The following is a 24756-nucleotide window of genomic DNA, read 5'->3' as shown; positions in this document are numbered from 1 at the left end:
GTTTCGGCGTGGACTGACCGCTCCGCGGAACCGTTTTTCTCGAGGGACGGCGACTGAGGGCCTGTTTCATCCCGATCGACGTTCCCCCTCGGACGGGCAGGATCAAAGTCGCCCGGAAGGGGCCGTCAGCGACTCCGACAGATCCTGGAACAGGCCGGTTTGAACCTCCCGGCCCCGTCGACCCGCCTGTCCCGCCATCGTCCGCGAAGGACCTTGGAGCCTTCTGAGCCCCGCCGCCCGCCGCGATCCGATCGCCAGGCCCAGGCGGCCCCGCTCGGTTCCATCTCCATCGCCGCTTCGGGTCGGTACCAAGCGCCCTCCTCCGCGACGGAGACAGCCGTGATTGTGCGGGAGGTTCGAGCCCTGGCGGGTTGGTGACGGTGGTTATTTTTCAGGGTGTTGAAGTTGCTGGGGTTCTTGGCGTCAGCGCCGGGGATGGAGCGGCGTCGATCCCCCTGAAAACCCTTCCCTCCCCCTCGTGGGGAGGGTGGCCCTGGCGGAGCCAGGGTCGGGTGGGGCCTGCTGAGCCCGCCGATGATCCACCACCCTGCACCGTTCCCCACCCGTCGGCTTCGCCGCCACCCTCCCCACGAGGGGGAGGGACGGACCTAACGGGCGCCGCACTTCCCCCAGGCCTTCTCGGGACCTACGGAATCAGCAATGTCGCCCCGGTCGTCCGCCGGCCCTCCAGCGCCTCGTGCGCGGCCCGCGCCTGGGCCAACGGAAACGTCTGCCCCACCTCGATCCTCACCGCGCCGGACTCCAGCACCGCGAACAGGGCTGCGGCGCTGTCGTCCAGTTCGGCGGTCGTGGCGATGTAGTCGAACAGTCGCGGCCGGGTCAGGAACAGGGACCTGGCGCCCAGCTCCAGTGGCGCGATCGCCGGCGCCGGGCCCGAGGCGTTGCCGAAGGTCGCCAGCACGCCGCGGCGGCCCAAGCTCTTGAGGCTGGCCTCGAAGGTGTCCTTGCCGACCCCGTCATAGACGACGGCCACGCCCTGGCCGCCGGTGATCTCCGAAACCCTGGCCGCGACATCCTCCTCGCCGTAGAGGATGACATGGTCGGCGCCATGGTCGCGGGCGAGGGCGGCCTTGGCCTCGGAACCGACGGTGGCGATCACGGTCGCGCCCAGCGCCTTGGCCCACTGGACCAGGATGGACCCGACGCCGCCGGCCGCCGCATGGACCAGGACGGTCTGACCCGGTTCGACCTTGTGACAGCGGCGGACCAGGAACTCGGCGGTCATGCCCTTGAGCAGGACGGCCGCGGCGGTCTCCAGGCTGACGCCGTCGGGAACCTTCACCGCCCGGTCGGCGGGCACGACCGCGGCCTGCGCATAGGCGCCCAGCGTGCCGTTATAGGCGACGCGGTCGCCGACCCGGAACCGGTCGACCCTGTCGCCCACCGCCTCGACGATGCCGGCCGCTTCCAGGCCGAGCACCGCCGGCATCGTCATCGGATAGAGTCCGCTGCGGTGGTAGACGTCGATGAAGTTCAGCCCGACGGCCTGGTGACGGACCAAGACCTGGCCGGGACCCGGGGCGGGCAGGGGAAGGTCGACGGCCTCGAGCACCTCGGGGCCGCCGGTGCGGACGGCTTGTACGGCCAGCATCGGGTCAGCCCAGGTTGGACTTGAAGAAGGCCAGGCTGCGGGCATTGGCCTGACCGGCGTCGGCGGCGTCGTAGTGCGCGCCGCCGACCCGGGCGAAGGCGTGGTCGCGGCCGGGATAGGTATGAATCTCGATCTGCGGGTGATCCTTCAGTGCGTCGAGGATCACCTTCTGGGCCTCCTTCGGCACGAACTGGTCTTCCTCGGCGATGTGCATCAGCAGCGGCCGGGCCAGCTTCTCGGCCTCGGCCACGTGCTTTTCGACGCCGACTCCGTAATAGGCGACCGTGGCGTCGGCGTCGGTGCGGGTCGCCGTCAGGAAGGCCAGCAGACCGCCCAGGCAGTAGCCGACGGCGCCGACCTTGCCGTTGACGCCGGGCAGGGCGCGGGCGGCGGCGATGGTCGCGGCGATATCCGAGACGCCGGCGTCGACGTCGAACGCGTTATAGAGTTCGAAAGCTTTCTTCCATTCGGCTTCGCTCTGGTCGGTGATGTCGATTCCCGGCGCGATGCGCCAGAACAGGTCGGGGCAGATGGCGATGAAACCCTCGGCGGCCAGGCCGTCGCAGATGTCGCGCATCACCTTGTTGACGCCGAAGATCTCCTGGATGACGACGATCGCCGGGGCCGGCGTCGCCGACGGCCGGGCCACATAGGCGGAAAAAGCGCCATCGGGCGTTTCGATCGTGAGGGTCTCGCTCATGCCGGTCTCATTCATGGGGGGCTCTCCGTATCCGCAAGGCGTCGATGGGAGTTTCGACCGAAGCGCTCTAACGTGCTGCGGCGCGCCTGACGCATAACAATGTCGTGCCCTGACCTGGGGAACCAAGACCATGAAGATGACGATAGAGATCGACTGCACCCCGGTGGAGGCTCGGGCCTTCCTCGGACTGCCCGACGTGAGCGGCCTCAATGACCACCTGGTCAAGGAGATGCAGAACCGCATGGACGCCAACATGGCCATGCTGGCGCCCGAGGAGCTGATGAAGAACTGGATGGCGTTCGGGGCGGGGGCCCAGGACCAGTTCCGCAAGCTGATGACGGCGGCGGCCGGGGCGGCGGTGGGCGGCGGCAAGCGCGAATGAACGACACGATCTACGCGCCGGCCACGGGAGCGGGGCGGGCGGCGGTGGCGGTGGTGCGGGTCTCCGGACCCGCGGCCGGCGTGGCCGTGCGGGCCCTGGCCGGCGACCTGCCCAAGCCGCGCCGCGCGGCCCTGTGCCGACTGACCTGGAACGGCGTCGCCCTCGACGACGCCCTGGTGCTGTGGTTCCCGGGACCGGCCAGCTATACCGGCGAGGACGCCGCCGAGTTTCACGTGCATGGCGGCCGGGCCGTGGTCGAGGCGGTGCTGGAGGCGCTGACCGCCCAGGGCCTGCGCTTGGCCGAGCCCGGCGAGTTCACCCGACGGGCGTTCGAGAACGGCAAGCTGGACCTGACCCAGGCCGAGGGCGTCGCCGACCTGATCGACGCCGAGACCGAGGCCCAGCGCCGACAGGCCCTGGGCCAGCTGGGCGGGGCGTTGAGCGAGCGCTACGACGTGTGGCGCGGGTTGCTGGTCCAGGCCCTGGCGATGCTGGAGGCCGCGGTCGACTTTCCCGACGAGGAACTGCCGGAGGACGTGGCGGCGCGGGCGCGGCCGGGCCTGGAGATGCTGGAGGGCCAGATCGCCGAGGCCCTGGCCGACGCCGGGCGCGGCCGGCGCGTGCGCGACGGCTTCCGCATCGCCCTGGTCGGGGCGCCGAACGCCGGCAAGAGCACGCTGCTCAACGCCCTGGCCCAGCGCGAGGCGGCGATCGTCACCGCCACGCCGGGCACCACGCGCGACATCATCGAGGTGCCCTTGATCCTCGGCGGCTACAAGGTGCTGCTCGGCGACACCGCCGGTCTGCGCGCCACCGACGACGCCATCGAGGCCGAGGGCGTGCGGCGGGCCCTGGCCTGGGCGGCCGAGGCCGACCTGCGGCTGTGGGTGATCGACGCGGCCCTGTTTCACGTGGAACAGGTCGGGGCTCAAGAGCAGGGGGTCGTTCGAGCGGGCGACTGGGCGGTGATCAACAAGATCGACCTGGTCGACGCCGAGCGGCGGGAAGCGCTCCGCAGCGCCCTTTTGGTCCGGGATCTGTCGGTGATCGAGCTGGCCGCTCGCAAGCCTGGGGGCGTGGAGACGGCGCGTGCGGCTCTGACGTCCCACGTGGTGGCCTCGCTGTCCGGCGCCGAGTTCCCGGCCGCCACCCGCATCCGTCACGCCGAGAGCCTGAAGGAGGCGAGGGGCTATCTCCGGCGGGCCTTGTCGGAGGTGGGGTTGGAGGTCGAGCTCGCCGCGGAGGATGTGCGACTGGCGGCCCGCGCCCTCTCGCGGATAACCGGCCGGATCGATCCGGAGGATGTGCTCGACCGGGTCTTTTCGAGCTTCTGCATCGGCAAGTGATGTCGCACGTGAAACATCGGCTTGAATCATCCACAGGCTGACCACAGATCTGTAGGCGCTGTTTCACGTGAAACACCCCGGAGCGACTCGCGATCAGGGCGGGTTCCGCGTATAAGGCTCCCACGCCCCCGCCGAGACGGGGGCGTTCGCATTGAGGCGCGTTCGCTTTGTCCAACACCTGGGATGTCATTGTCATCGGCGGCGGTCACGCCGGCTGCGAGGCCGCCTCCGCGTCGGCCCGCACCGGCGCGCGCACCCTGCTGCTGACCCACAAGCGGGAAACCGTCGGCGAGATGTCGTGCAACCCGGCCATCGGCGGCCTGGCCAAGGGGCACCTGGTCCGCGAGATCGACGCCCTGGACGGCCTGATGGGCCGGATGGCCGACAAGGCCGGCATCCAGTACCGGCTGCTGAACCGCTCCAAGGGTCCGGCCGTGCGCGGCCCGCGCTCGCAGATCGACCGCAAGCTCTATCGCCAGGCCATGCAGGCCGAGCTGTTCTCGCACGTGAACCTCGACGTCATCGCCGCCGCGGCCGAGGACCTGATCGTCGAGGCCGGCGCAGTCGCCGGCTTGATCGACGGGGAGGGGACGGTCTATCGCGCGCCCCGGGTCGTGCTGACCACCGGCACCTTCCTCAAGGGCGTCATCCACCAGGGCGAGACCCGCACCCCGGCTGGCCGGGTCGGCGACGCGCCGTCGATCGGCTTGTCGGACCGCCTCTACGGCCTGGGCTTCGACATGGGCCGGCTGAAGACCGGCACCCCCGCCCGCCTCGACGGCCGGACCATCGCCTGGGACCGGCTGGAGATGCAGGCCGCCGACGATCAGCCCCAGCCGTTCTCATTCCTGAATGCCACGGTGGACGTGCCGCAGATCCAGTGCGGCGTCACCTATACGACGGCGGAAACCCACAGGATCATCGCCGAGCGCCTGGGCGAGTCCGCCGTCTATGGCGGCCGCGCCACCGGCATCGGCCCGCGCTATTGCCCGTCGATCGAGGACAAGGTCGTCCGCTTCGCCGACAAGACCAGCCATCAGGTGTTCCTGGAGCCGGAGGGCCTGGACGATCCCACGGTCTATCCGAACGGCGTCTCGACCTCGGTTTCGGCCGAGACCCAGCTGCTGTTCCTGCGCACCATGCCGGGCCTGGAGCAGGTCGAGGTCATCCGGTACGGCTACGCGATCGAGTATGACTATGTCGATCCGCGCGAGCTCTACCCGACCCTGGAGACCAAGCGCTTGCCCGGGCTCTACCTGGCCGGCCAGATCAACGGCACCACGGGCTACGAGGAGGCGGGGGCCCAGGGCCTGGTCGCCGGCCTCAATGCGGCGTTGGCGGGGCAGGGCCGGGAGCCGGCGATCTTCGCCCGCGACGAGGCCTATATCGGGGTGATGATCGACGACCTGGTCACCCGCGGCGTCACCGAGCCCTATCGGATGTTCACCAGCCGGGCCGAGTTCCGCCTGGTGCTGCGGGCCGACAACGCCGACCAGCGCCTGACCGACCGCGGCCTGGCGCTGGGCTGCGTCGGCGCGGTGCGGGCCCAGGCCTGGGCCGCCAAGAAGGCGGAGCTGGAGGCCGTGCGCGCCTTCGCCGGTTCGGTCAGCCTGACCCCGGCGACGGCGGTCAAGGCCGGGTTCAAGGTCAATGCCGACGGCCAGCGCCGGGATGTCCTGGCCATGCTGGCCCTGCCGGGGGTCGACCTGGACGGCCTGGCGGCGGTATGGCCCGAGATCGCCGCCTGGAGCCCGATGGCGCGCGAGCAGATCGAGATCGAGGCCGCCTATGCCGGCTATCTCGACCGCCAGCGCACCGACGCCGAGGCCTTCCGCAAGGAAGAGGACCTGCGCCTGCCCGCCGATCTCGACTACGGCCTGGTCGGCAGCCTGTCGAACGAGGTGCGCGAGAAGCTGGCGCGGGTGCGGCCCCTGACCCTGGGCCAGGCGGCGCGGATCGAAGGCGTGACGCCCGGCGCCTTGACGGCCCTGCTGGCCCATGTGCGACGCGCCCGTGCGGCCTGACGCCATGACCCCCGAACTGGTCATCGAGACCCTCGACCCGGTCGACGCCGCCGCCTTCCAGCGGCTGACCGGCTGCAGCGACGCCCGGCTGGCCGAGCTGCAACGCTTCCAGACCCTGCTGGCCGAGTGGAACGCGGTGATGAACCTGGTCGGGCCGGCGACGCTGCCGACCTACTGGAACCGCCACGCCTGGGACAGCGCCCAGTTGCTGCAACTGGCGCCCGAGGCCAGGACCTGGGCCGACCTGGGCGCCGGGGCTGGACTGCCAGGGATCGTGCTGGCCATCCTGCTGAAGGACACCTCGGGGGCGAAAGTCCACTTGGTCGAGAGCATGGCCAAGCGCTGCCGGTTCCTGCGCGTCGTCGTCGACGAACTGGGCCTGCCGGCCGAGATCCACAACGCCCGCGCCGAGGACCTGGACCTGACGGTCGACGTGGTCACCGCCCGGGCCTGCGCGCCGATGGTCAGGCTGCTCGGCTATGCCCAGCCCTACCTGAAGCGCGGTGCGGCCGCCTGGTTCCTGAAGGGACAAGATGTCGCTTCGGAACTGGCCGAGGCCGCTACATATTGGAAATTCGAGTCTGACCTGCGGCCCTCCCTCAGCGACCCGCGCGGCCAGATCGTGCATGTGAAAGGACTCAAGAGTGTCCGTAAAGTCTGACCAGCCCCTGCGCGTCCTGGCCATCGCCAACCAGAAGGGCGGGGTGGGTAAGACCACGACCGCGATCAACCTGGGCACCGCCCTGGCGGCCTGCGGCGAGCGGGTGCTGCTGATCGACGCCGATCCGCAGGGCAACTGCTCGACCGGCCTGGGCATCACCCGCCTGCAGCGGCGCACCACCCTCTATGACGTGCTGATGGGCGAGAAGCCGGTGATCGACGCCGCCGTCCCGACCGAGCTGCCGGGCCTGGACGTGATCCCCGCCGACGCCGACCTGTCGGGGGTCGAGATCGAGCTGGGCCAGACGGCGCGCCGCTCCTACCGGCTGCGCGACGCCCTGGAGCCGCTGCGCACGAGCGGGGAATATAGTTATGTGCTGATCGACTGCCCGCCGTCGCTGAACGTGCTGACCGTCAACGCCATGACCGCCGCCGACGCGGTGTTCGTGCCGCTGCAGTGCGAGTTCTTCGCCCTGGAAGGCCTGACCCAGCTGATGCGGACCATCGAGCGGGTGCGCGGCAGCCTCAATCCGAAGCTGGAGATCCAGGGCGTGGTGCTGACCATGTACGACCGCCGCAACAGCCTGTCGGACCAGGTGGCCCGGGATGTCCGGCAGCACTTCGGCGACAAGGTCTATGACGCGGTCATACCGCGCAACGTCCGGGTCTCGGAAGCGCCGTCGTTCGGCAAGCCGGTGCTGCTCTATGACCTGAAGTGCGCCGGCAGCCAGGCCTATCTGCGGCTGGCGCGCGAGGTGATCAGCCGGGAGAAGTCCCGCCAGGTCCAGGCGGCCTGAGGATAACCATCCAAGTCATTGTCGAAGTTGAGTGTTGAGCGCGTGAGGGAGTCGGTCGTGGTGGGAGAGCCGGGGATGTCTGAAGGTCGTCGTGGACTGGGTCGGGGCCTGTCCGCCCTGCTCGGCGAGGTCGAATCCGCGCCCGCCCAGGCTCCGGGCGACACCGCCGGCGGCTCGCGCGAGGCGCCGATCGAGCTGATCCGCCGCAATCCCGACCAGCCGCGGCGGACCTTCCGCGAGGAAGACCTGGTAGAACTGGCGGACTCGATCCGCGAGAAGGGCGTGCTGCAGCCGATCCTGGTCCGACCGGCTCCAGGCGCGGCCGGGGAATACCAGATCGTCGCCGGCGAGCGCCGCTGGCGGGCCGCCCAGCGGGCCGGTCTCAAGACCATCCCGATCATGGTCCGCGAACTCGACGACCTGGCGGTGCTGGAAATCGGCATCATCGAGAACGTCCAGCGCGCCGACCTCAACGCCCTGGAAGAGGCGCTGAGCTACAAGGCGCTGATGGACCGCTTCGGCCGCACCCAGGAAGCCATCGCCCAGACCGTCGGCAAGAGCCGCAGCCATGTGGCCAACACCCTGCGCCTGCTGGCCCTGCCGGAGGCCGTGCAGGGGCACCTGACCTCGGGCGCGCTGACCGCCGGCCACGCTCGCGCCATCGCCTCGGCCCCCGACCCGGCCGCTCTGGCGCGCCAGGTCATCGACAAGGGTCTGTCGGTCCGCGACGCCGAGGCCCTGGCCCGCCGCACCCCCAATGCCGAGGGCGAGGTCCGCGGCCGCGCCGCCGCCAGCCGGCCGGCCCGGACCAAGGACACCGACACCCAGGCCCTCGAAGCCGACCTGTCGTCGGTGCTCGGCCTCGACGTCGAGATCGACCACCGCGGCGGAACCGGCGCCCTGACCATCCGCTACGCGACGCTCGAGCAGCTGGACGATCTCTGCAACCGCCTGACCCGCGGCGTCTGAGGCCGCCGGGGAGGGTCGTCTGTCGCGCACGGAGCGGGACCTTGCCGTGGTCCTGGCCGGTTCGTCCGTGAGAAACGACGCCCACGGACATGGGAAATGCGATTAAGTCGTTGATCTGTAATCTCTATATGGAAATCCGGCCGCGAATTTGGTCGAGCGCCATTTGGATTTCCTCCACAGGAAAATGAAGCGCGCCGCACAGCGGAGTTTGACCGTCGGCGCAAATCACGGAAGGGGCGGCCCTTTGTTGGGTGCTTGCAAACGCGCCCTGCGAGGTTTGACGCCGGCGGCGCTCTCAAGGTCATTCCCGCCCTGAAGCGACGGCGAGACCCCGTCGCCGAGAATGTTCACGGCCAGTGGCGCCAGCGGACGTGTCGATCGTCCACTTGGGATGGTTCCGAGACGATGCCCAGTCCATGTTTGGCTCATGACCGAGACGATGGAGTGCCGAGTGCCTTGACCACAAGTCACGCAACCGGGAAGCTTCGCTCTAAGGCGGCGAGGAGGACTGGGCAGTGCGGACGGTATGGGGCGCGCTGCTGATTGCGGCGCTCGGCTTCGGCGAGGCGCGGGCGCAGGCGGGTTCAGCGAACTTCGAGCGATGGTCCGCCGTCTGCGACGAGGTCGGCGAATGCTCCGCATGGGCCAGCAACGGAAATTGGTTGGCACCGAGCTATCTCCTGCTGCGGCGATCCGCCGACGGTCAATGGTCGGCGCACTTCGGCGTATCGACCTCCGACAACGAGCTTAAGGCGATCGAGCTGAAAGTGATCGGTCCCGACGGCGCGGCGACCTGGACAGGTCGTTTCAGTTCCGCGCCTGACGACCAATCGATGCGACGGACCTCGGTGTTGGCCACCAGCGAGGTCGCCGTCCTTCGGGACGCGATAGCCCAGGGCCTGACTCTGGGGGCTTACGCGAACGGCAAGATCGATGGGCCCAAGACGATATCGCTCAAGGGAAGCGCGGCGACCCTGTTGTGGATTCAGAACCGGAGACCCGATCCGCATTATCCCGCGATCCGGCGCCCGCCCGTCGCCAGCCAGACCCATCTGCCAAAGGTCTCTTCGATGGGGGATTCGCTTTGCTACGAACCCGACCTGACACGCCTGTCGCCCGGCAAAATCCTGGCTGAGACCAGTTGCCGGGTCTTTGAAGACAAGAGCGGGAGCTATACGACCATGCAGTTGTTAGACGAAAATGGGAGCCGCCTGCCCGGCCCAGAGATCGAGGACTATGTCGAGGAAGACAGCTACGGCCTCGCCGGGGCGACCTACGATCCCAAGACCCTCACGCTGTCGGGGTCCCAGTACGGTGAGTATCGGCCAGGCTCGTGCGGCTGGAGCACCGAATGGGTTTGGGACGGGGAACGGTTTCGCGTGGCTCACGAGAAAGGGATGATCGACTGCGTGGGCATTCCCCGGGAACTATGGCCTTCCAAGCGGCGGGTGCGCGTGATCGACGCCCGAGCACACCGCTAGGCGCGCACCAGTTTCGAATGCCGAATTGGTCACGCAGGTCGGACGGTCCAGAATTCAGCCCGGCGCCTGAAACCGAACCCTCGGCGCATGCGAAACGCAGGATGGAGCGAAGGGCTGCTCAGGTTCGAAACGCGCCATCCATCAGCGCCTTGCCCCGCAACCCAGCCCTACAGCCCCAGCCGCCGCGCCTTGCCGGCGATCTGCAGGGCCAGGCGTTCGGAGATCAGCTGGTCGGGCGAGCCGGAGGTCTTGCAGGCCTTGTCGGCGGCCAGCACCTCGGCCTGGACCATCAGCAGCTGGTCCAGGGTCCAGGCGCGGGCCTGGCGGAGGAATTCGCGCTCGCTCTTCCAGAACACGCCCGAGGCCTTGGCGGCCGCGGCGAGGTCGACGCCGTTCTTGTGCAGGGTCAGGGTGCGGCGCAGCCGGCCCAGGTGATAGCCCATGGCCCGCACGGCCGCGGGTCCGCCTTCGCCCTCGGCGGCGGCGCGGCGCAGGCCGGCCTGGGCGGGTCCGAGGCGGCCGCCGAAGGCGTCGACGGCGGCGTCGCCCAGCGAGGCTTCAGGCTCGACGCCGAGGAACTCGACCAGGTCGGCCGGACCGGCGTTGACGCCGCTGCCGGGGCCGAGGAACAGGGCCAGGCGCTCGATCTCGGCCCGGGCCACGCCGCGCTCCTTGGGCAGGCGCGAGACGAACAGCTCCAGCGCCTCGCTGGTCAGGCTGACCTTGTCCTTGGCCAGGGTCTCGCGGGCCAGGCGCGCCAGGTCGCCGGCCTCGTCCTCGTAGCAGGGGATCACCGCCGCGCCCGAGGCCTTCTCGCCGGCCTTGCGCAGGGCGGAGTCGCGGCCCAGGGCCCCGGCCTCGACCAGGAAGAAGGCGTCGGGGTTCAGCTGGCCCTCGACATGGCGGACCAGGGCCTCGGCCGCCTGCTTGTCGGGGCCGCCCTTCTCGCCGGTCAGGCGCAGGCGCACCAGTCGCCGGCCGCCCATCATCGACAGGGCCGACAGCTCGTCCTCCAGCTTGCCGGCCTGGGAGTCGAGGTCGCTCTCGGTCAGCTGGGCGGTGTCGAACGGATCGTCCGGCCGCTCGAACAATCGCCTGGCCAGCTGGTCGGCCCGGTCGCGCACCACCCCGCGGTCGCGGCCATAGATCACCACGGCCCGGATCTCGGGCGTCGGGTCCTTCAGGAAGCGTTCGACGTCCTGGCGCTTGGACAGGATCATGGCGGTGGCTAGGCGGCCGCCTTGCCCGCCAGCCAGGCGGCGAGGTCGAGCTGGATCTTGCGGGCCACCTCGGTCGCGGCGCGTTCCTGGGCGTCCTGCTGGGCGGCGATCGACGCATAGGGCTGGTCGGCGGAATCGTAGGTCACCGTCGCATTGGTCGAGCCGTTGCGCACCTGCTGGCCGGTCTTGGCGTCGAGCAGCCGCCAGTTGGCGGTCATGTTCAGCTCGTAGCGGTTGGCGACGTTGTCGACGCGCACGCCGCGGGCGTAGCGCTGCTCCTTGATCGAATAGACCAACCGGTGCGAGGGCAGGACGTTGGCGTTGCGGGCCAGGGCGTCGTCGAGCTTTTCGCGCAGCAGGTAGCCGGCGCGACCGTCGGAGGCGACCACCTCGATGGCGCCGAGGCCCTTGGTGACGCCCTGATTGCCATACAGGGGCGTGAAGCCGCAGGCCGACAGGGCCAGGGCGGAAACGGCCAGCAGGGCCGCAGGGAGGATCTTGAGGGGCGGGAAGCGCTTCATGGATCAGCCGGCCACGATGTTGACGATACGGTCTTTCACCACGATCACCTTGCGAACGGTCAAGCCCTCAAGGTGGGCCAGGACGGCGGGATCCGCCAGAGCGATTTTCTCGACCTCGGCCTCGGCCGTGCCGGCCTTGACCTTGATCTCGCCGCGGCGCTTGCCGTTGATCTGGATCGGCAGCACGCGCTCGTCGTCGGCCGCCAGCAGCGGGTCGGCCTTGGGCCAGGGGGCGTCGACGACCATGCCGGCCTTGCCCAGCCGGGCCCAGGCCTCCTCGGCCAGGTGGGGGGTGAAGGGCGAGATCAGCCGGGCCAGGATATCCAGCGCCTCGGCGCGGGCGGCCAGGACGCCCTGCGACGCGCCTTCGGCCGGCGCGGCCTTCAGCATGTTCAGGAACTCATACAGCCGGGCCACGCCGCTGTTGAAGCGGAAGCCTTCGATCGAGTCGGTGACGAAGCCGACCAGGCGATGGGCGCCCTTGCGCAGGGCCAGGGCGGCGGCGTCGGCCGCGTCATGGGCGAAGTCGCCGGCCGGCTGGCTGTCGAACTCGTTCCAGACCCGGTGGGTGAAGCGCCAGGAGCCCTCGACGCCGCTGTTGGTCCACTGCACGTCGCGCTCGGGCGGGCTGTCGCTCATCACGAACAGTCGGGCGGCGTCGACGCCATAGGCCTCGAAGATGTCCTCGGGGGCGACGACGTTCTTCTTGGACTTCGACATCTTCTCGACGTCGCCGATGGTGATCGGCTCGCCGGTCGCGGCGTGGCTGGCGGTGCGGGTGGCGCCCTCGACCGTGATGCGGATATCTGACGGCTCGACCCACTCGCCGGCGGCGTTCTTGTAGGCCTCGTGGGTGACCATGCCCTGGGTGAACAGGCCGGCGAACGGCTCCTCCACCGAGACCAGGCCCTCGTCCTTCAGGGCGCGGGTGATGAAGCGGGCGTACAGCAGGTGCAGCACCGCGTGCTCGACGCCGCCGATATATTGATCGACCGGCATCCAGTGGTCGGCGGCGGCCTTGCTGATCGGCTCGGCGGCGGTCGGGTCGGTGAAGCGGGCGAAGTACCAGCTGCTGTCGACGAAGGTGTCTAGCGTGTCGGTCTCGCGTTCCGCCTTGCCGCCGCAGCTGGGGCAGGCGGTATGGCGCCAGGTCGGGTGGCGCAGCAGCGGATTGCCCGGCTTGTCGAAGCTGACGTCGTCGGGCAGCACCAGGGGCAGCTGGTCCTCGGGCACGCCGACGGGGCCGCAGGCCTCGCAGTGGATGACCGGGATCGGGCAGCCCCAGTAGCGCTGGCGGCTGACGCCCCAGTCGCGCAGGCGATAGACGGTGGCGCCCTGGCCCTGGTCCATGGCCTCGATGCGGTTGACCGCCTCGGTCTTGGCCGCCTCGATGTCCAGACCGTCCAGGAATTGCGAATTGAAGATCGACCCGGGGCCGACATAGGCTTCCTTGCCGACCTGGAAGGTCGCGGTGTCCTCGCCCGGCGGCAGCACCACCGGCAGGACGGGCAGGTCGTACTTGCGGGCGAAGTCGAGGTCGCGCTGGTCGTGGGCCGGGCAGGCGAAGATCGCGCCGGTGCCGTAGTCCATCAGGATGAAGTTGGCGATCCACACCGGCAGGGTTCGGGTCGGGTCCAGCGGGTGGACGACGCGCAGGCCGGTGTCGCGGCCCAGCTTCTCGGCGCCCTCGATGTCGGCCTCAGAGGTGCCGCCCTTGCGGCATTCGGCGACGAAGGCGGCCACGGCCGGATCGGCCGCCGCCAGCTGCTCGGCCAGCGGATGCTCGGGGGCGATCCCCACGAAGCTGGCCCCGAACAGGGTGTCGGGGCGGGTGGTGTAGACCTCCAGGCCGGTCTCGTGGCCCTTCGGAGCTTCGCCCTCGAACTTGAACGTGAACCGCAGGCCCTTGGAGCGGCCGATCCAGTTCTCCTGCATGATCCGGACCTTCTCAGGCCAGCGATCCAGGGTCTTCAGGCCGTCGATCAGGGCGTCGGCATAGTCGGTGATGCGCAGGAACCACTGGGTCAGCTTGCGCTTCTCCACGGTCGCGCCCGAGCGCCAGCCCTTGCCGTCGATCACCTGCTCATTGGCCAGCACGGTCATGTCGACCGGGTCCCAGTTGACCGAGGCCTCCTTGCGATAGACCAAGCCGCGCTTGAGCAGGCGCAGGAACCAGGCCTGCTGCTGGCCGTAATAGGCCGGGTCGCAGGTGGCGAACTCGCGCGACCAGTCGACCGACAGGCCCAGGGCCTTCAGCTGCTCGCGCATGGCGGCGATGTTGTCGTAGGTCCAGCCCTTGGGATGGACGCCGCGCTCCATGGCGGCGTTCTCGGCCGGCATGCCGAACGCGTCCCAGCCCATCGGGTGCAGGACGTTGAAGCCCTGGGCGCGCTTGTAGCGGGCCACGACGTCGCCCATGGCGTAGTTGCGCACATGGCCCATGTGGATGCGCCCCGACGGATAGGGGAACATCTCGAGCACATAGTACTTCGGACGACCATCCGGCTGGATCGGCGTCAGGAAGGTGTCGGCGTTCGCCCAGGCGGCGCGCCACTTCGGCTCGGTGTCTTTGGGATTGTAGCGGGCCATGGAACCAGACTGTAGGTGCGGGGGCGTCCAGGACGCGCTCCGCGGAAGTCATAAGCGGTTTCGGCCTGGGCGCGCTTCTAAAAGTGCGGACGGGAGCCATTTGCCACGCGACAAAGGGCTCCCGCGAAGAACCAGGAAAAGTCCTAGTTCTTGATGTTGGAAAGTCGCAGCTGGCGGGCGCGAGTCAGGATGGCGTTCTCGATGTCGGTCGCCGTCTGATCGGTGACGGCCGTATCGGTCCAGGCTCCGCCGGCGTCCTTGATCTGCTTGAAGATCGTGACGTTCAGGCCGTCGGCCCGCAGGCGGGTGTCGAGGATGTAGACGGTCGCCTTGAAGCGCTCGTCCGGCTTTTCGGGATTGGTGTACCAGTCGGTGACGATCACGCCGCCGTACGGATCGGCCGAGGCCAGGGGCATGAAGGCCAGGGTGTCGAGGCTGGCGCGCCACAGGAAACCGTTGACGCCGATCGCGCCCGGGGCTCCGGCCGCCTTTTTGCCGCCGCCGTGGCGGAACGGGTTGAAGCCCGGCTCGTCGCTCTGGGTGGTGAAAGTTCTCGGACCCTTCGTGCTGCCGCACGCGGACACGCCCACCACGACCGACAGCGCCAGAACGCCAGCGGCGACGCCGCGCAACACCGACCCACGCTCAAACGCCATAGTACCTCGCTCCAATGTATCGCCGGCGCGTTCGCGCGTCCTGGCGCGCCCCCGCAGCCGGAGCGGTCTATAGCATGGTCGCGCTGGGTCAAAACAGGAATCGCGTGGCAGGACCGCCACAGGCCCTGCTTGAATCGACTCCCGCGACGCTTTGCCCGATCCAACTGCGGTTGACCGCGCTGTACCCAAGCCTTTAATCGATTTTCAGGGAGCCCGCTCCTATATGTAGGCGTGGGCTGGGGATTGGGTTCGAGTAGCGATGTTCGCGCGACGGTATTTCACGGCTGGGGCGGCGGCGTTGATCCTGTTGGGATCGACCTCGGCTGTCTATGCCCAGAGCAAGTCGCACGCCGGGCCCGACTTCACCGTCAAGAGCGATTTCAGCAATCCGCCCCAGGCCGTTCCGTTCAGCCCGCAGGGCCCGAAGAAGTCCCTGCAGTGGGACGCCAAGAAGGGCAAGTGGGGCCTCAAGCTCGACCTGGACCAGCCCGTCAACCGCGACCTTGAGCTGAAGGACGTCCAGGCCGGGGCCTATTTCAGCGTCACCCCGTCGATCCGCGTCGGCGGCGCCGTGGCCCTCGGCGACCAGAACCCGGCCCTGGCCGCGCGCAAGAACGAGATCCAGGAGCCTGCCCCGCGGGTGAAGCTGGAAACCGCGTTCAAGTTCTAGGCCTGCGCGCCTAAGGCGCGTTCAGCGCCTCCACCGCTGCGATCCCGACAATTCCGCTGCCCAGCAGCCGCTCGACCGTGTCCGCCCGGACTCCGCCCAGGGCGTAGACCGGGGTTTCGACGGCCTCGACGATGGCTTTCAGGCCCTCCAGGCCCACCGGCCGTCCCGCCGAAGGGCTGCGGCTGGCGAAGACCGGTGAGGCGACGAGGGCGTCGGCCCCGGCGGCCGCGCCGATCCGCGCCGCGTCAGGGTCGTGGGCGGCCACGGTGATCAGCCAATCCGGATGACCGGCGCGGACCGCCGGCAGTTCGCCCGCCATCCGCTGCGGCAGGTGCAGGCCGTCGGCCTCGACCTGCATGGCCAGCTCCGTGTCCGCCCCGACCAGCAACAGCAGGCCGCGCCGGGCGGTGATAGCCCGCAGCCTCAGGCCTTGTATCAGCGCGTCCGGCGCGCCGAAGGCCCGGAACACCACGGCCGCGCCGCTTGGCAGCCGCTCGGCGACCCGCTCGGGATCGGGCGCCCGCTGCGGATCGGTGAAGAACATCAGGGTCGGCAGCGGCTTTCCGCGCACCAGCCATGGGCCAAAGCGCGCGGCCGTTCTAGACAGGACCTCCATCTCGTCGATCACGCGTCCAGATCCCATGTCCGAAGATCCCATGTCCGTCCTCGCCTCGATCCAGTCGCGCATCCGGGCCGCCGCCATCGCCGCCGGCCGGCCCGCCGACGCGGTCACCCTGGTGGCGGTGTCCAAACTGCAGCCCTGGGACCATATCGCCCCCATTCTGGCCGCGGGCCAGCGGGTGTTCGGCGAAAATCGCGTCCAGGAGGCCATGGGCCGCTGGCGCGACCGGCGCGACGAGATCGAACTGCGGCTGATCGGGCCGCTGCAGAGCAACAAGGCCCGCGAGGCGGTTTCCTTCTTCGACGTCATCGAAAGCCTTGACCGCGAGAAGCTGGCCCAGGTCCTGGCCGGCGAGATCCAGGTCCAGGGCCGGGCCCCGCGACTGTTCGTCCAGGTCAATACCGGCGAGGAGCCGCAGAAGGCCGGGGTGATCCCCGGTCAAGCCGACGCCTTCATCGCCCGCTGCCGGGCCCTGGACCTGCCCATGGAAGGCCTGATGTGCATCCCGCCGGCCGAGGCCGATCCCGCGCCGCATTTCCGGCTGCTGGGCCAGATCGCGGCCCGGAATGGGCTGGACAAGCTGTCGATGGGCATGAGCGACGACTTCGAGACCGCCATCGCCTGCGGGGCGACCTCGGTGCGGGTGGGCTCGGCGCTGTTCGGCGCGCGAACCTAGCGAGCTAGCGCAGGATCGGGCCAGATAGAAACGCCCACCTTATCCCGTCTCCCCGAAGGCCGGGGCCCAGATCATAGGGCTGTGTATTTCGGACAAGCGGTCAGCACGACGGCTGAACCTGGGCCCCGGCCTTCGCCGGGGAGACGGGGTGAAATCATCATCGGCTAGCGCGTGATTTCCACCGCGTCGCCTGGCTGCGCGACGGCCAGCAGCGCTTCGACATCCGCCCGCGCCAGGGCCACGCAGCCCTCGGTGCCCGGATAGTTCTCGCGCGCCAGGTGCAGGAAGATCGCCGAGCCCAGGCCTGGGACCGGCGGATCGTCGTTGTGGCCCAGCACCACCACCAGATCGTAGACGGAGTCGTCGCGCCACATCCGCTCGGCGCTGGCGGGATAGGGCAGCTTGACGGGCCGGTTGTAGGCGGGGTCGTCGGGGGCGTCGCACCAGCCGTCGTCGGGGGCGATCGGCCGGGCGGGCAGGGCGGTGGCCGGGCCCTGCGGATAGACGTCGGGGCGGTAGAGCACCTCGCGGATCGGCCACAGGCCCAGGGGGCTTTTGTGGTCGCCCTCCCGCTTGTCGGCGGCGGCGATCACGCCCGCCTTGCCCAGGGCGCAGCGTGCGACCCGTCCGTCCCAGGCGATCTGGCCGTCGGCATGGGCGCGAAAGATCGTCAAACCGGTTCTCCAGAAGCGCCTTGGCGCCGGGGGCCGCAGCGGTGCATGTTCAGCCCTATGGCGCAACGCAAAACCCTACTCCTGGTCGATGACGACGATGATCTGCGCGGGGCTCTGGCCGAGCAGCTCGCCCTGCACGAGGAGTTCGCCGTCGCCGAGGCCGCCACCGCCGGCGAAGGCGTGCGCATGGCCCGCGAGATCAAGCCCGACCTGGTCCTGCTGGACGTCGACCTGCCCGACATGGACGGCCGCGAGGCCTGCCGGCTGATGCGCAAGAACGGCGTCACCGCTCCGGTGATCATGCTGACCGCCGCGGCCAGCGATTCCGACACCATCCTGGGCCTGGAGTCCGGGGCCAACGACTATGTCACCAAGCCCTTCCGCTTCGGCGTGCTGCTGGCTCGAATCCGCGCCCAGCTGCGCAGCTACGAGGCGTCCGAGGACGCGCTGTTCCGCATCGGTCCGTACGAGTTCCGCCCCTCGGCCAAGCTGCTGATCGACGAGAAGCAGAAGAAGGTCCGGCTGACCGAGAAGGAAACCAACATCCTCAAATACCTCTACCGCGCCGGCTCCAAGCCGGTGTCGCGCGAGGAGCTGCTGACCGAGGTCTGGGGCTACAACGCCGGGGTGACCACCCACACGCTGGAAACTCACGTCTATCGCCTGCGCCAGAAGATCGAGCCGGACCCGACCATCGCCCGGATCCTGATCACCGAGATGGGCGGCTACCGGCTGCAGCCTTAGGTTCCATTGTCCCTCCCCATAAAGGGGAGGGAAAGACGCAAAAAAAGCCCCGGCCGCTGTTCGCGACCGGGGCTTTTCAATTCAGCGCGACGCCAGGGATCAGGCGTTGCCGACCGGTTGGCCTTCGGCCTGGGCCTTGCGGGCCGCATAGACGCCGGCGAAGTCGATGGGGTCGATCAGGAAGGGCGGGAAGCCGCCTTCGGTGGTGACGTCGGAGATCAGGCGGCGGGCGTAGGGGAACAGGAAGCGCGGGCACTCGATGAGCAGCACCGCCTCCAGTTCGCTTTCCGGCACGCCGGCGATGTGGAACAGGCCGCCGTACAGCACCTCGACGTGGAACACCGGCTGTTCGTCGCGGGTGGCGCGGGCCGACAGCTTCAGGTCGACCTCGAACAGGCCGTCGGTGCGGCCGCGGGCGTTCATTTCCACGCCCATGTCGATGGCGGGCGCCGCGGCGCCGCTGCGCAGGGAATCGGGCGCATGCGGGCTCTCGAACGAGAAGTCGCGCACGAACTGGGCGATGATGCGGATGCCGGTTTCCGTGGCCGCGATCTCGTCCTGCGAGACGGGCGGTGCGGCGGTCGAGTCGGTCATGGGCGATAAATCCGTATTCGGCGTCGAAATTGGCCGCTAGGAGAGAGCGGGGCTGCTAACACGCGAGCGGCGGGCGCGCAACGCCGGCCGCCTCCCAGGCGAGCCTCTTCTCGCCTAGACCGGCCGGCTCGCCTATATAGGCATGATACGTCGCCCCGGCCGCCCGCCGGGACTGAACGAGCGGAAATTATCGTGTTCGAATGGATTATCCTCGCGGTCCTGGCCGCGGTCATCCTCTACCAGCTCTACGCCACCCTCGGCCGCCGGGTCGGGCGGCAGCCGGAGGACGGCCCCGTGCCGGCCCCGGCCAATGCGCCGCCCCGTGACCTGAAGGCCCCGGAGGTCGTCGGCGACGCGCTGAGCGGCCTGGCCGCCCTGCGCGCCCGCCAGGCCGATTTCGACGTCGGCCGGTTCCTCGTCGGCGCCCGCCAGGCCTATGAAGTCATCGTCAAGGCCTTCGCCGCGGGTGATCGCGAGACGCTCAGGCCGCTGCTGTCGCCCGACGTGATGGCCAATTTCGAGACCGCCATCGCCGCCCGCGAGGCCGAGGGCCGCACCGAGAAGGCGGAATTCCTGACCCCCCCGCGCACCGACCTGGATTCGATCACCGTCAGCGGCGACACCGCCAAGGCGGTGATCCGCATCCTGGCCGAGGTTCGCACCCGTTCCACGTCCGCCGAGGGCGAGGCGGTGGACGATCGCCGCACCGCCGACCTGTGGACCTTCGAGCGGGACCTCAAGAGCCGCAACCCGAACTGGACCCTGGTCCGCGTCGACGTCGCGGAGGCCTGATGCCGCGTCCTTTCGGGATGCGAGGGATCCTGGTCGCCGCCTTCGCCGTTCTGGCGTTGGCAGGCTGTACGACCGCGCCGCTCAAGCCGGCCGGCCCAGCCGCCGTCGGCCCGTCGGCCCAGGCCCCGCCCGCCTCGCAAGGTCCGTCCGGTTCGCTGTCGTTCGGCGACCTGCCCGGCTGGCCGCAGGAAGACCATCTGGCCGCCCTGGCCGCCTTCCGTCAGGGTTGCGGCGTCGCCAAGGAACCCGCCATGGCCGAGGCCTGTCGCCGGGCCCGCGCCGAGACCGCCGCCGACGAGACCGGGGCTCGCCGCTTCTTCGAGGCCAATTTCCAGCCGGAGCCGGTCGCCGGCCCGGGCCTGCTGACCGCCTATTTCGCCCCCGAATACGAGGCGCGGATGTCGCGCTCGGCCGAGTTCAGCGCCCCCCTGCGCGGCAAGCCCGCCGACCTGGTGATGCTCGACCTCGGCGCCTTCGATCCCAGCCTGGCGGGCAAGAAGATCGCCGGGCGGGTCGAAGACGGCCAATTCGTTCCCTATCCCGATCGCGCCGCCATCGAGGCCTCGCCGGAAATCCGGCCCCTGGCCTGGATGCGGCCCGAGGACCTGTTCTTCCTGCAGATCCAGGGTTCGGGCATCCTGACCCTGCCGGACGGCCGCCGGGTGCGCGCCGCCTTCGCCGGCCACAACGGCCGGCCGTTCGTGGGCGTCGCCAACGCCATGCGCGACAAGGGCCTGCTGCCCGACGACAACACCTCGGGCGAGGCGATCCGCGCCTGGCTGGCGGCCCACCGCGGGCCCGAGGCGGACGCCGTCATGCGGCTGAACCCGCGCTACGTGTTCTTCCAGACCCTGCCGGACGACGGCAAGCAGGCGGTCGGCGCGGCGGGGATCCCGCTGCCGGCCGGCCGGGCCATCGCCGTCGATCCTGGCCAGCACGCCCTGGGCGAGCTGTTCTGGCTGGACGCCGACGCCCCCAAGCTGGCCGGCGCCTTCCCGACCTATCGCCGCCTGGCCGTGGCCTTGGACGTCGGCGGGGCGATCAAGGGCGCGGCGCGGGCCGATCTCTATGTCGGAACCGGCCCGGCGGCCGGGGTCGAGGCCGGCCGCGTGCGCCACGCCCTGCGCCTCTACCGCCTGACGCCGCGCCCCCGGTCCTGACGCCGTGAAACGCCCCCCGCGCCAGGACGAGATGCGCCTGTGGGGCATGGTCACCGCCACGGTGAAGGCCAAGCCGACCCGCAAGGCGGCGGGCTGGACGGCGAAGGCCGAGAAGTCGCTGGTCCAGCCCACGACCCTGCAGCCGATGGCCCCGCTGCTGGTCGATCCCAAGTCGATCAAGCCGGCCCACGCCCAGCGGCCGGCCGGTCCGCTGGAGGGCATCGAGCCCAACCGCAAGCGCAAGATCGTTCGCGAGCATACCCCGCTCGCCGCCCGCCTGGACCTGCACGGCCTGGACCAAGACCGGGCCCGGCCGATGCTGGAGGCCTTCCTGCGCCGCGCTTGGGAGGACGGCCATCGCGCCGCCCTGGTGATCACCGGCAAGGGCAAGGTCGGCATGGGGGTGCTGCGCACGCGCACGCCCGAATGGCTGGCCGGTCCGGCCCTGCGCGACATCGTCGCGGGGGTGTCGCCGGCCGATAAGCGCCACGGCGGCGACGGTGCGCTCTATGTCGCCCTCAAGCGGCGGCCGCCGAAGATCTAGACCGCCCAGACCTCGCCACGATGCGGCGCCAAGCTTGGCCGGGTTGCGGAGCGAGCCATGGACATCGAGATCGGGGCCGAGGCCAAGGACAAGCGCTTCAATCGCCGGGTGGCGATCACGGTGGTGGCGCTGTCGATCTTCATGGGCCTGTGCGGCGTCAAGGACGGCAACATCGTCCAGGCCATGCAGCAGGCCCAGTCGAGCGGCGTCGACGCCTGGAGCGAATACCAGGCGACCAAGACCAAGCTGCACATCGACGAGACGGCGCGGGCCCAGGCGCGGTTTCTGGCCCTGTCCGGCGGCGAGCGCATGGCGGCGGCCGTCGCGCCCGAGGCGGCCCGGCTGGACGCCGAGACCGCCAAGTACCGGGCCGAGATCCCGGCCCTGAAGGCGCGGGCCGAGGGCTTCCAGGCGCAATATGACGCGCTCAATGTCCATGACGACCAGTTCGACGCCTCGGACGCCCTGATCTCGATCGCGGTGTCGATCGCCGCGGTGGCGGCGCTGGTCGAGGTTCCGGCCGCGCTGTGGGGCTCCTGGGCCTTCGGGGCGCTTGGGACCGTCATGGGCCTGGCTGGCTTCCTGGGCTGGAGCCTGCACTCGGATTTTCTCAGCAAGCTGCTGAGCTAGGACCTTCAATCCGCGGTTTCGTCGGGCCCCGTCTTGCGGCGTCGAAGGCCCCAGACCGCAAATGTCCAAATCCAAAACAGCGGAATCGCAGTCCAAAACCACAAGGTTTGAAACCGCTCGGACTGGTCGTCCGGTGGAAGCAGGGTCATGGCCAGCATGTAGAGGATCGAGACGATCCAGGCGCTGAGCGGAAGGCGGCGAGCGATCTTCAACCACATGCCGGTCAGTCCTTCCGCGACGCCTTTTCAGCCAGGCCCGACACGCCCTCCCGCGCCGCCAGCTTGTCGGCGACGGCGTCCAGTGAGACGTCCGAGGCGGCCAGCAGCACCAGCCAGTGGTAGAGCAGGTCGGCGCTTTCCGAGGCCAGGGCGTCGGGACCCTGCGCGACGGCGGCGATCACCGTCTCGACGGCTTCCTCGCCCAGCTTCTTGGCGGCCAGGGCGGGGTCGGCCAGCAGCCTGGCGGTGTAGGAGGCGGCAGGGTCGGCGCCCTTGCGGGCCTCGATAGTCGCCGCCAGGCGCCCCAGAACCGCGAACAGCCGGCTCATGCGGCCCCCTTCAGGTCGTCGAGGCGCACGGGGATGCCGGCCGCGGCCATGGCCCGCTTGGCCTCGCCGACGCTGATCTCGCCGAAGTGGAAGATCGAGGCGGCCAGCACCGCGGCGGCGCGGCCGTCGCGGGCGGCCTCGACCAGGTGCTCGGTCTTGCCGGCCCCGCCCGAGGCGATCACCGGCACGGTCACCGCGCCGGTCACGGCCTGCAGCAGCGGGATGTCGTAGCCGATCTTGGCGCCGTCGCGGTCCATCGAGGTCAGCAGGATCTCGCCGGCCCCGCGCTCGACGACCTTGGCGGCCCATTCGACCACGTCCAGGCCGGTGTCCTTGCGGCCGCCATAGGTCCAGACGTTCCAACCCGAGCCGTCGGGGCGGGCCTTGGCGTCGATGGCCACGACCACGCACTGGGCCCCGAAGGCGTCTGCCCCCGCCGCGACCAGGGCCGGGTTCTCCACGGCGGCGGTGTTGACCGAGACCTTGTCGGCCCCGGCCAGCAGCAGCCGGCGCATGTCGGCCACCTCGCGGACGCCGCCGCCGACCGAGACCGGCATGAAACAGACCTCGGCGGTGCGGGCGATGACGTCGAGCAGCAGGCCGCGCTTTTCGCTGGAGGCGGTGATGTCCAGGAACATCAGCTCGTCGGCCCCGGCGGCGTCATAGGCGCGGGCTTGCTCGACCGGATCGCCGGCGTCGCGCAGGGCCACGAAGTTGACGCCCTTGACCACCCGGCCGTCCTTGACGTCGAGACAGGGAATGATCCGGGTCTTCAGCATCAGGCGGCCGCTATGGTCAGGGCTTCGGCCGGGCGGATGGTGCCGGCATAGAGCGAGCGGCCGAGGATGGCCCCGGCGATCTCGACGCCCTTGCGGGCCTTCAGCCGTTCGATGTCGGCCACCGAAGCCACGCCGCCCGAGGCGATGACCGGGATCGACACCGCATCGGCCAGCTCGCCCACGCCTTCGACATTGACGCCGGTCAGGGCGCCGTCGCGGTTGATGTCGGTGACGATCAGGGCGGCGACGCCGACATCCTCGAAGCGCTTGCCCAGGGTGATGGCGTCCAGGTCCGACAGGCCGGTCCAGCCGTCGACCGCCACCTTGCCGTCGCGCACGTCGACGGCCACGGCGATCTGTTCGGGCCACAGCTTGGCGGCCTTGCGGACCAGGTCGGGATCATGGACGGCGACGGTGCCGAGGATCACGCGGCTGACGCCGGCCTCGATCCAGGCCTCGACGCCCTCCAGGGTGCGGATGCCGCCGCCCAGCTGCACGGGGATCGAGACCGATTCCAGGATCGACTGCACGGCGGCGGTGTTGACCGACTTGCCCTGGATGGCGCCGTTCAGGTCGACGACGTGCAGCCAGGTGAAGCCGTCCTTGACGAAGCGCTCGGCCTGGTCGGCCGGCGAGGTGTTGAACACCGTGGCCTTGTCCATGTCGCCGTGCAGCAGGCGCACGCAGTGGCCGTCCTTCAGGTCGATGGCGGGATAGAGGATCATGGGCGCCATTCCAGGAAGTTGGCGAGCAGGGCGAGGCCTGCGGCTTGGGATTTTTCAGGGTGGAACTGTACGCCGGCCACATTGCCCTTGGCCACCGCCGCGGTGAAAGGGCCGCCGTGGTCGGTGGTCGCCAGGATGTCTTCCGGGTCGGAAGGCGTCAGGGCGAAGGAGTTGGCGAAGTACATGTGGGCGCCGTCTTCGACGCCCTTGAACAGGGCGTGGTCGCGGGCGAAGGCGATCGCGTTCCAGCCCATGTGCGGAATGGTCAGGGCCGGGTCGTTCGGTTCCAGCTTCTTCACCTGGCCGCCGATCCAGTCCAGGCCCGGCGTGACGCCGAACTCCAGGCCTTCGCTCGCCAGCAATTGATGGCCGACGCAGATGCCCAGGAACGGCGCGCCCTTGCCGTGCACGGCCGCGTTCATGGCCTCGTAGACGCCCGAGGCGTCCAGGCCGGCGCGGCAGGAGGCGAAGGCCCCGACCCCGGGCAGCACCACGCGGTCGGCGGCGGCCACGATCGAGGGCTCGGCGGTGACAACGATGTCAGCGTCGATCCCGTGGCGGCGGGCCGCCTCGCGCAGGGCCTTCTCGGCCGAGCGCAGGTTGCCCGACCCGTAATCGATCAGGGCGACGGTCTGCATGAAA

28 protein-coding genes are annotated in these 24756 nt (G+C 69.8%); 14 read left to right on the top strand and 14 right to left on the bottom strand.

All coding sequences use genetic code 11. The features are described from left to right. Positions 1–646: 646 nt before the first annotated feature. On the bottom strand, positions 647–1612 hold the full coding sequence (locus tag ACIPQB_RS03820) for a quinone oxidoreductase family protein (protein ID WP_446483868.1): 966 nt from the start codon (positions 1610–1612) through the stop codon (positions 647–649). A gap of 4 nt (positions 1613–1616) precedes the next feature. Continuing rightward, a complete protein-coding gene (locus ACIPQB_RS03815) occupies positions 1617–2312 on the bottom strand; it encodes a dienelactone hydrolase family protein (RefSeq protein WP_446483867.1) in 696 nt (231 codons plus the stop codon). A gap of 130 nt (positions 2313–2442) precedes the next feature. On the opposite strand from ACIPQB_RS03815, the gene ACIPQB_RS03810 reads away from it, so the two are divergent. The 7 genes from ACIPQB_RS03810 (at position 2443) to ACIPQB_RS03780 (ending at position 9971) form a co-directional block, all read left to right on the top strand. Continuing rightward, positions 2443–2694, top strand: a complete 252-nt coding sequence (locus ACIPQB_RS03810) for a DUF6489 family protein (protein ID WP_446483866.1) — start codon at positions 2443–2445, stop codon at positions 2692–2694. After that, complete coding sequence (gene mnmE, locus ACIPQB_RS03805) at positions 2691–4040, top strand: tRNA uridine-5-carboxymethylaminomethyl(34) synthesis GTPase MnmE (RefSeq protein WP_446483865.1); 1350 nt, start codon at positions 2691–2693, stop codon at positions 4038–4040. Before ACIPQB_RS03810 ends, mnmE begins: the two co-directional genes overlap by 4 nt. Before the next feature lie 167 nt (positions 4041–4207). Then, complete coding sequence (gene mnmG / locus ACIPQB_RS03800; RefSeq protein ID WP_446483864.1) at positions 4208–6064, top strand: tRNA uridine-5-carboxymethylaminomethyl(34) synthesis enzyme MnmG; 1857 nt, start codon at positions 4208–4210, stop codon at positions 6062–6064. 4 nt (positions 6065–6068) lie between these two features. Continuing rightward, positions 6069–6725: a 16S rRNA (guanine(527)-N(7))-methyltransferase RsmG gene (gene rsmG / locus ACIPQB_RS03795; RefSeq protein ID WP_446483863.1), complete on the top strand. Its 657-nt coding sequence runs from the start codon at positions 6069–6071 to the stop codon at positions 6723–6725. Beyond that, positions 6709–7521, top strand: coding sequence for a ParA family protein (locus ACIPQB_RS03790; RefSeq protein ID WP_446483862.1), 813 nt, complete (start codon positions 6709–6711; stop codon positions 7519–7521). Before rsmG ends, ACIPQB_RS03790 begins: the two co-directional genes overlap by 17 nt. Positions 7522–7596: 75 nt before the next feature. Continuing rightward, positions 7597–8490, top strand: coding sequence for a ParB/RepB/Spo0J family partition protein (locus tag ACIPQB_RS03785; RefSeq protein ID WP_446483861.1), 894 nt, complete (start codon positions 7597–7599; stop codon positions 8488–8490). 515 nt (positions 8491–9005) lie between these two features. Then, positions 9006–9971: a DUF1176 domain-containing protein gene (locus ACIPQB_RS03780; RefSeq protein WP_446483860.1), complete on the top strand. Its 966-nt coding sequence runs from the start codon at positions 9006–9008 to the stop codon at positions 9969–9971. Positions 9972–10138: 167 nt separating this feature from the next. Here ACIPQB_RS03780 and holA read toward each other — a convergent pair whose 3' ends face one another. The 4 genes from holA to ACIPQB_RS03760 all read right to left on the bottom strand — a co-directional run bounded on the left by holA (position 10139) and on the right by ACIPQB_RS03760 (position 14972). Continuing rightward, positions 10139–11191 (bottom strand): DNA polymerase III subunit delta, encoded by a 1053-nt coding sequence (gene holA / locus ACIPQB_RS03775; RefSeq protein WP_446483859.1) that lies wholly within the window; start codon positions 11189–11191, stop codon positions 10139–10141. An 8-nt stretch (positions 11192–11199) separates the two neighbouring features. After that, positions 11200–11712, bottom strand: coding sequence for an LPS assembly lipoprotein LptE (lptE, locus tag ACIPQB_RS03770; RefSeq protein ID WP_446483858.1), 513 nt, complete (start codon positions 11710–11712; stop codon positions 11200–11202). 3 nt (positions 11713–11715) lie between these two features. Then, the gene (leuS, locus tag ACIPQB_RS03765; RefSeq protein ID WP_446483857.1) at positions 11716–14301 is read right to left on the bottom strand and encodes a leucine--tRNA ligase; all 2586 of its coding nucleotides are present in this window, start codon (positions 14299–14301) and stop codon (positions 11716–11718) included. Between the two features lie 143 nt (positions 14302–14444). Then, entirely contained in the window at positions 14445–14972 is a 528-nt protein-coding gene (locus ACIPQB_RS03760) for a DUF3576 domain-containing protein (RefSeq protein WP_446483856.1), read from the bottom strand. 244 nt (positions 14973–15216) lie between these two features. Here ACIPQB_RS03760 and ACIPQB_RS03755 point away from each other — a divergent pair, with 244 nt between their 5' ends. Further along, positions 15217–15627 (top strand): NtrZ family periplasmic regulatory protein, encoded by a 411-nt coding sequence (locus ACIPQB_RS03755; RefSeq protein WP_446483855.1) that lies wholly within the window; start codon positions 15217–15219, stop codon positions 15625–15627. 10 nt (positions 15628–15637) lie between these two features. Here ACIPQB_RS03755 and ACIPQB_RS03750 read toward each other — a convergent pair whose 3' ends face one another. Then, the gene (locus tag ACIPQB_RS03750) at positions 15638–16270 is read right to left on the bottom strand and encodes a thiamine phosphate synthase (protein ID WP_446483854.1); all 633 of its coding nucleotides are present in this window, start codon (positions 16268–16270) and stop codon (positions 15638–15640) included. Between the two features lie 13 nt (positions 16271–16283). On the opposite strand from ACIPQB_RS03750, the gene ACIPQB_RS03745 reads away from it, so the two are divergent. Further along, on the top strand, positions 16284–16925 hold the full coding sequence (locus ACIPQB_RS03745) for a YggS family pyridoxal phosphate-dependent enzyme (RefSeq protein WP_446483853.1): 642 nt from the start codon (positions 16284–16286) through the stop codon (positions 16923–16925). Between the two features lie 164 nt (positions 16926–17089). Here the strand turns inward: ACIPQB_RS03745 and ACIPQB_RS03740 are convergent, their stop codons facing one another. After that, entirely contained in the window at positions 17090–17599 is a 510-nt protein-coding gene (locus ACIPQB_RS03740) for a L,D-transpeptidase family protein (RefSeq protein WP_446483852.1), read from the bottom strand. Positions 17600–17656: 57 nt separating this feature from the next. Here ACIPQB_RS03740 and ACIPQB_RS03735 point away from each other — a divergent pair, with 57 nt between their 5' ends. Further along, positions 17657–18343, top strand: a complete 687-nt coding sequence (locus ACIPQB_RS03735; RefSeq protein WP_446483851.1) for a response regulator transcription factor — start codon at positions 17657–17659, stop codon at positions 18341–18343. 99 nt (positions 18344–18442) lie between these two features. Here ACIPQB_RS03735 and secB read toward each other — a convergent pair whose 3' ends face one another. Then, positions 18443–18937 (bottom strand): protein-export chaperone SecB, encoded by a 495-nt coding sequence (secB, locus tag ACIPQB_RS03730; protein WP_446483850.1) that lies wholly within the window; start codon positions 18935–18937, stop codon positions 18443–18445. Between the two features lie 192 nt (positions 18938–19129). On the opposite strand from secB, the gene timA reads away from it, so the two are divergent. From timA to ACIPQB_RS03710, 4 genes are read left to right on the top strand one after another with little or no spacing between them, the layout of a single operon-like run. Further along, positions 19130–19729, top strand: a complete 600-nt coding sequence (timA, locus tag ACIPQB_RS03725; protein WP_446483849.1) for a TIM44-related membrane protein TimA — start codon at positions 19130–19132, stop codon at positions 19727–19729. 17 nt (positions 19730–19746) lie between these two features. Then, a complete protein-coding gene (mltA, locus tag ACIPQB_RS03720; protein ID WP_446483980.1) occupies positions 19747–20889 on the top strand; it encodes a murein transglycosylase A in 1143 nt (380 codons plus the stop codon). A 4-nt stretch (positions 20890–20893) separates the two neighbouring features. Next, on the top strand, positions 20894–21433 hold the full coding sequence (locus ACIPQB_RS03715) for a Smr/MutS family protein (RefSeq protein WP_446483848.1): 540 nt from the start codon (positions 20894–20896) through the stop codon (positions 21431–21433). A 57-nt stretch (positions 21434–21490) separates the two neighbouring features. After that, a complete protein-coding gene (locus ACIPQB_RS03710; RefSeq protein WP_446483847.1) occupies positions 21491–22063 on the top strand; it encodes a DUF4337 domain-containing protein in 573 nt (190 codons plus the stop codon). Between the two features lie 5 nt (positions 22064–22068). Here ACIPQB_RS03710 and ACIPQB_RS03705 read toward each other — a convergent pair whose 3' ends face one another. The 5 genes from ACIPQB_RS03705 to hisH are packed head-to-tail and all read right to left on the bottom strand — an operon-like array spanning position 22069 to position 24752. Continuing rightward, on the bottom strand, positions 22069–22281 hold the full coding sequence (locus tag ACIPQB_RS03705; protein ID WP_446483846.1) for a hypothetical protein: 213 nt from the start codon (positions 22279–22281) through the stop codon (positions 22069–22071). Between the two features lie 5 nt (positions 22282–22286). Then, positions 22287–22610, bottom strand: coding sequence for a phosphoribosyl-ATP diphosphatase (locus ACIPQB_RS03700; RefSeq protein ID WP_446483845.1), 324 nt, complete (start codon positions 22608–22610; stop codon positions 22287–22289). Continuing rightward, entirely contained in the window at positions 22607–23389 is a 783-nt protein-coding gene (gene hisF, locus ACIPQB_RS03695) for an imidazole glycerol phosphate synthase subunit HisF (RefSeq protein ID WP_446483844.1), read from the bottom strand. The genes ACIPQB_RS03700 and hisF overlap by 4 nt, the downstream gene beginning before the upstream one ends. Next, positions 23389–24123 (bottom strand): 1-(5-phosphoribosyl)-5-[(5-phosphoribosylamino)methylideneamino]imidazole-4-carboxamide isomerase, encoded by a 735-nt coding sequence (gene hisA / locus ACIPQB_RS03690; RefSeq protein ID WP_446483843.1) that lies wholly within the window; start codon positions 24121–24123, stop codon positions 23389–23391. Before hisA ends, hisF begins: the two co-directional genes overlap by 1 nt. Further along, positions 24111–24752 (bottom strand): imidazole glycerol phosphate synthase subunit HisH, encoded by a 642-nt coding sequence (gene hisH, locus ACIPQB_RS03685; protein WP_446483842.1) that lies wholly within the window; start codon positions 24750–24752, stop codon positions 24111–24113. Before hisH ends, hisA begins: the two co-directional genes overlap by 13 nt. Positions 24753–24756: the final 4 nt, after the last annotated feature.

This window comes from Caulobacter sp. LARHSG274 (genome assembly GCF_052871235.1).
The sequence above is the reverse complement of the archived record's forward strand: the minus strand, read 5'-3'. Positions and strand labels throughout refer to the sequence as shown.

Bases quoted from the DNA above. Each gene is read 5' to 3' on its own strand.
- ACIPQB_RS03820 (WP_446483868.1), bottom strand. From the start codon at position 1,612: ATGCTGGCCGTACAAGCCGTCCGCACCGGCGGCCCCGAGGTGCTCGAG.
- mnmE (WP_446483865.1), top strand. From the start codon at position 2,691: ATGAACGACACGATCTACGCGCCGGCCACGGGAGCGGGGCGGGCGGCG.
- ACIPQB_RS03785 (WP_446483861.1), top strand. From the start codon at position 7,597: ATGTCTGAAGGTCGTCGTGGACTGGGTCGGGGCCTGTCCGCCCTGCTC.
- ACIPQB_RS03705 (WP_446483846.1), bottom strand. From the start codon at position 22,281: ATGTGGTTGAAGATCGCTCGCCGCCTTCCGCTCAGCGCCTGGATCGTC.
- leuS (WP_446483857.1), bottom strand. From the start codon at position 14,301: ATGGCCCGCTACAATCCCAAAGACACCGAGCCGAAGTGGCGCGCCGCC.
- ACIPQB_RS03755 (WP_446483855.1), top strand. From the start codon at position 15,217: ATGTTCGCGCGACGGTATTTCACGGCTGGGGCGGCGGCGTTGATCCTG.
- ACIPQB_RS03810 (WP_446483866.1), top strand. From the start codon at position 2,443: ATGAAGATGACGATAGAGATCGACTGCACCCCGGTGGAGGCTCGGGCC.
- ACIPQB_RS03750 (WP_446483854.1), bottom strand. From the start codon at position 16,270: ATGGGATCTGGACGCGTGATCGACGAGATGGAGGTCCTGTCTAGAACG.
- hisH (WP_446483842.1), bottom strand. From the start codon at position 24,752: ATGCAGACCGTCGCCCTGATCGATTACGGGTCGGGCAACCTGCGCTCG.
- hisF (WP_446483844.1), bottom strand. From the start codon at position 23,389: ATGCTGAAGACCCGGATCATTCCCTGTCTCGACGTCAAGGACGGCCGG.
- ACIPQB_RS03700 (WP_446483845.1), bottom strand. From the start codon at position 22,610: ATGAGCCGGCTGTTCGCGGTTCTGGGGCGCCTGGCGGCGACTATCGAG.
- ACIPQB_RS03745 (WP_446483853.1), top strand. From the start codon at position 16,284: ATGTCCGTCCTCGCCTCGATCCAGTCGCGCATCCGGGCCGCCGCCATC.
- ACIPQB_RS03735 (WP_446483851.1), top strand. From the start codon at position 17,657: ATGGCGCAACGCAAAACCCTACTCCTGGTCGATGACGACGATGATCTG.
- lptE (WP_446483858.1), bottom strand. From the start codon at position 11,712: ATGAAGCGCTTCCCGCCCCTCAAGATCCTCCCTGCGGCCCTGCTGGCC.
- rsmG (WP_446483863.1), top strand. From the start codon at position 6,069: ATGACCCCCGAACTGGTCATCGAGACCCTCGACCCGGTCGACGCCGCC.
- ACIPQB_RS03815 (WP_446483867.1), bottom strand. From the start codon at position 2,312: ATGAGCGAGACCCTCACGATCGAAACGCCCGATGGCGCTTTTTCCGCC.
- mltA (WP_446483980.1), top strand. From the start codon at position 19,747: ATGCGAGGGATCCTGGTCGCCGCCTTCGCCGTTCTGGCGTTGGCAGGC.
- holA (WP_446483859.1), bottom strand. From the start codon at position 11,191: ATGATCCTGTCCAAGCGCCAGGACGTCGAACGCTTCCTGAAGGACCCG.
- secB (WP_446483850.1), bottom strand. From the start codon at position 18,937: ATGACCGACTCGACCGCCGCACCGCCCGTCTCGCAGGACGAGATCGCG.
- hisA (WP_446483843.1), bottom strand. From the start codon at position 24,123: ATGGCGCCCATGATCCTCTATCCCGCCATCGACCTGAAGGACGGCCAC.
- ACIPQB_RS03710 (WP_446483847.1), top strand. From the start codon at position 21,491: ATGGACATCGAGATCGGGGCCGAGGCCAAGGACAAGCGCTTCAATCGC.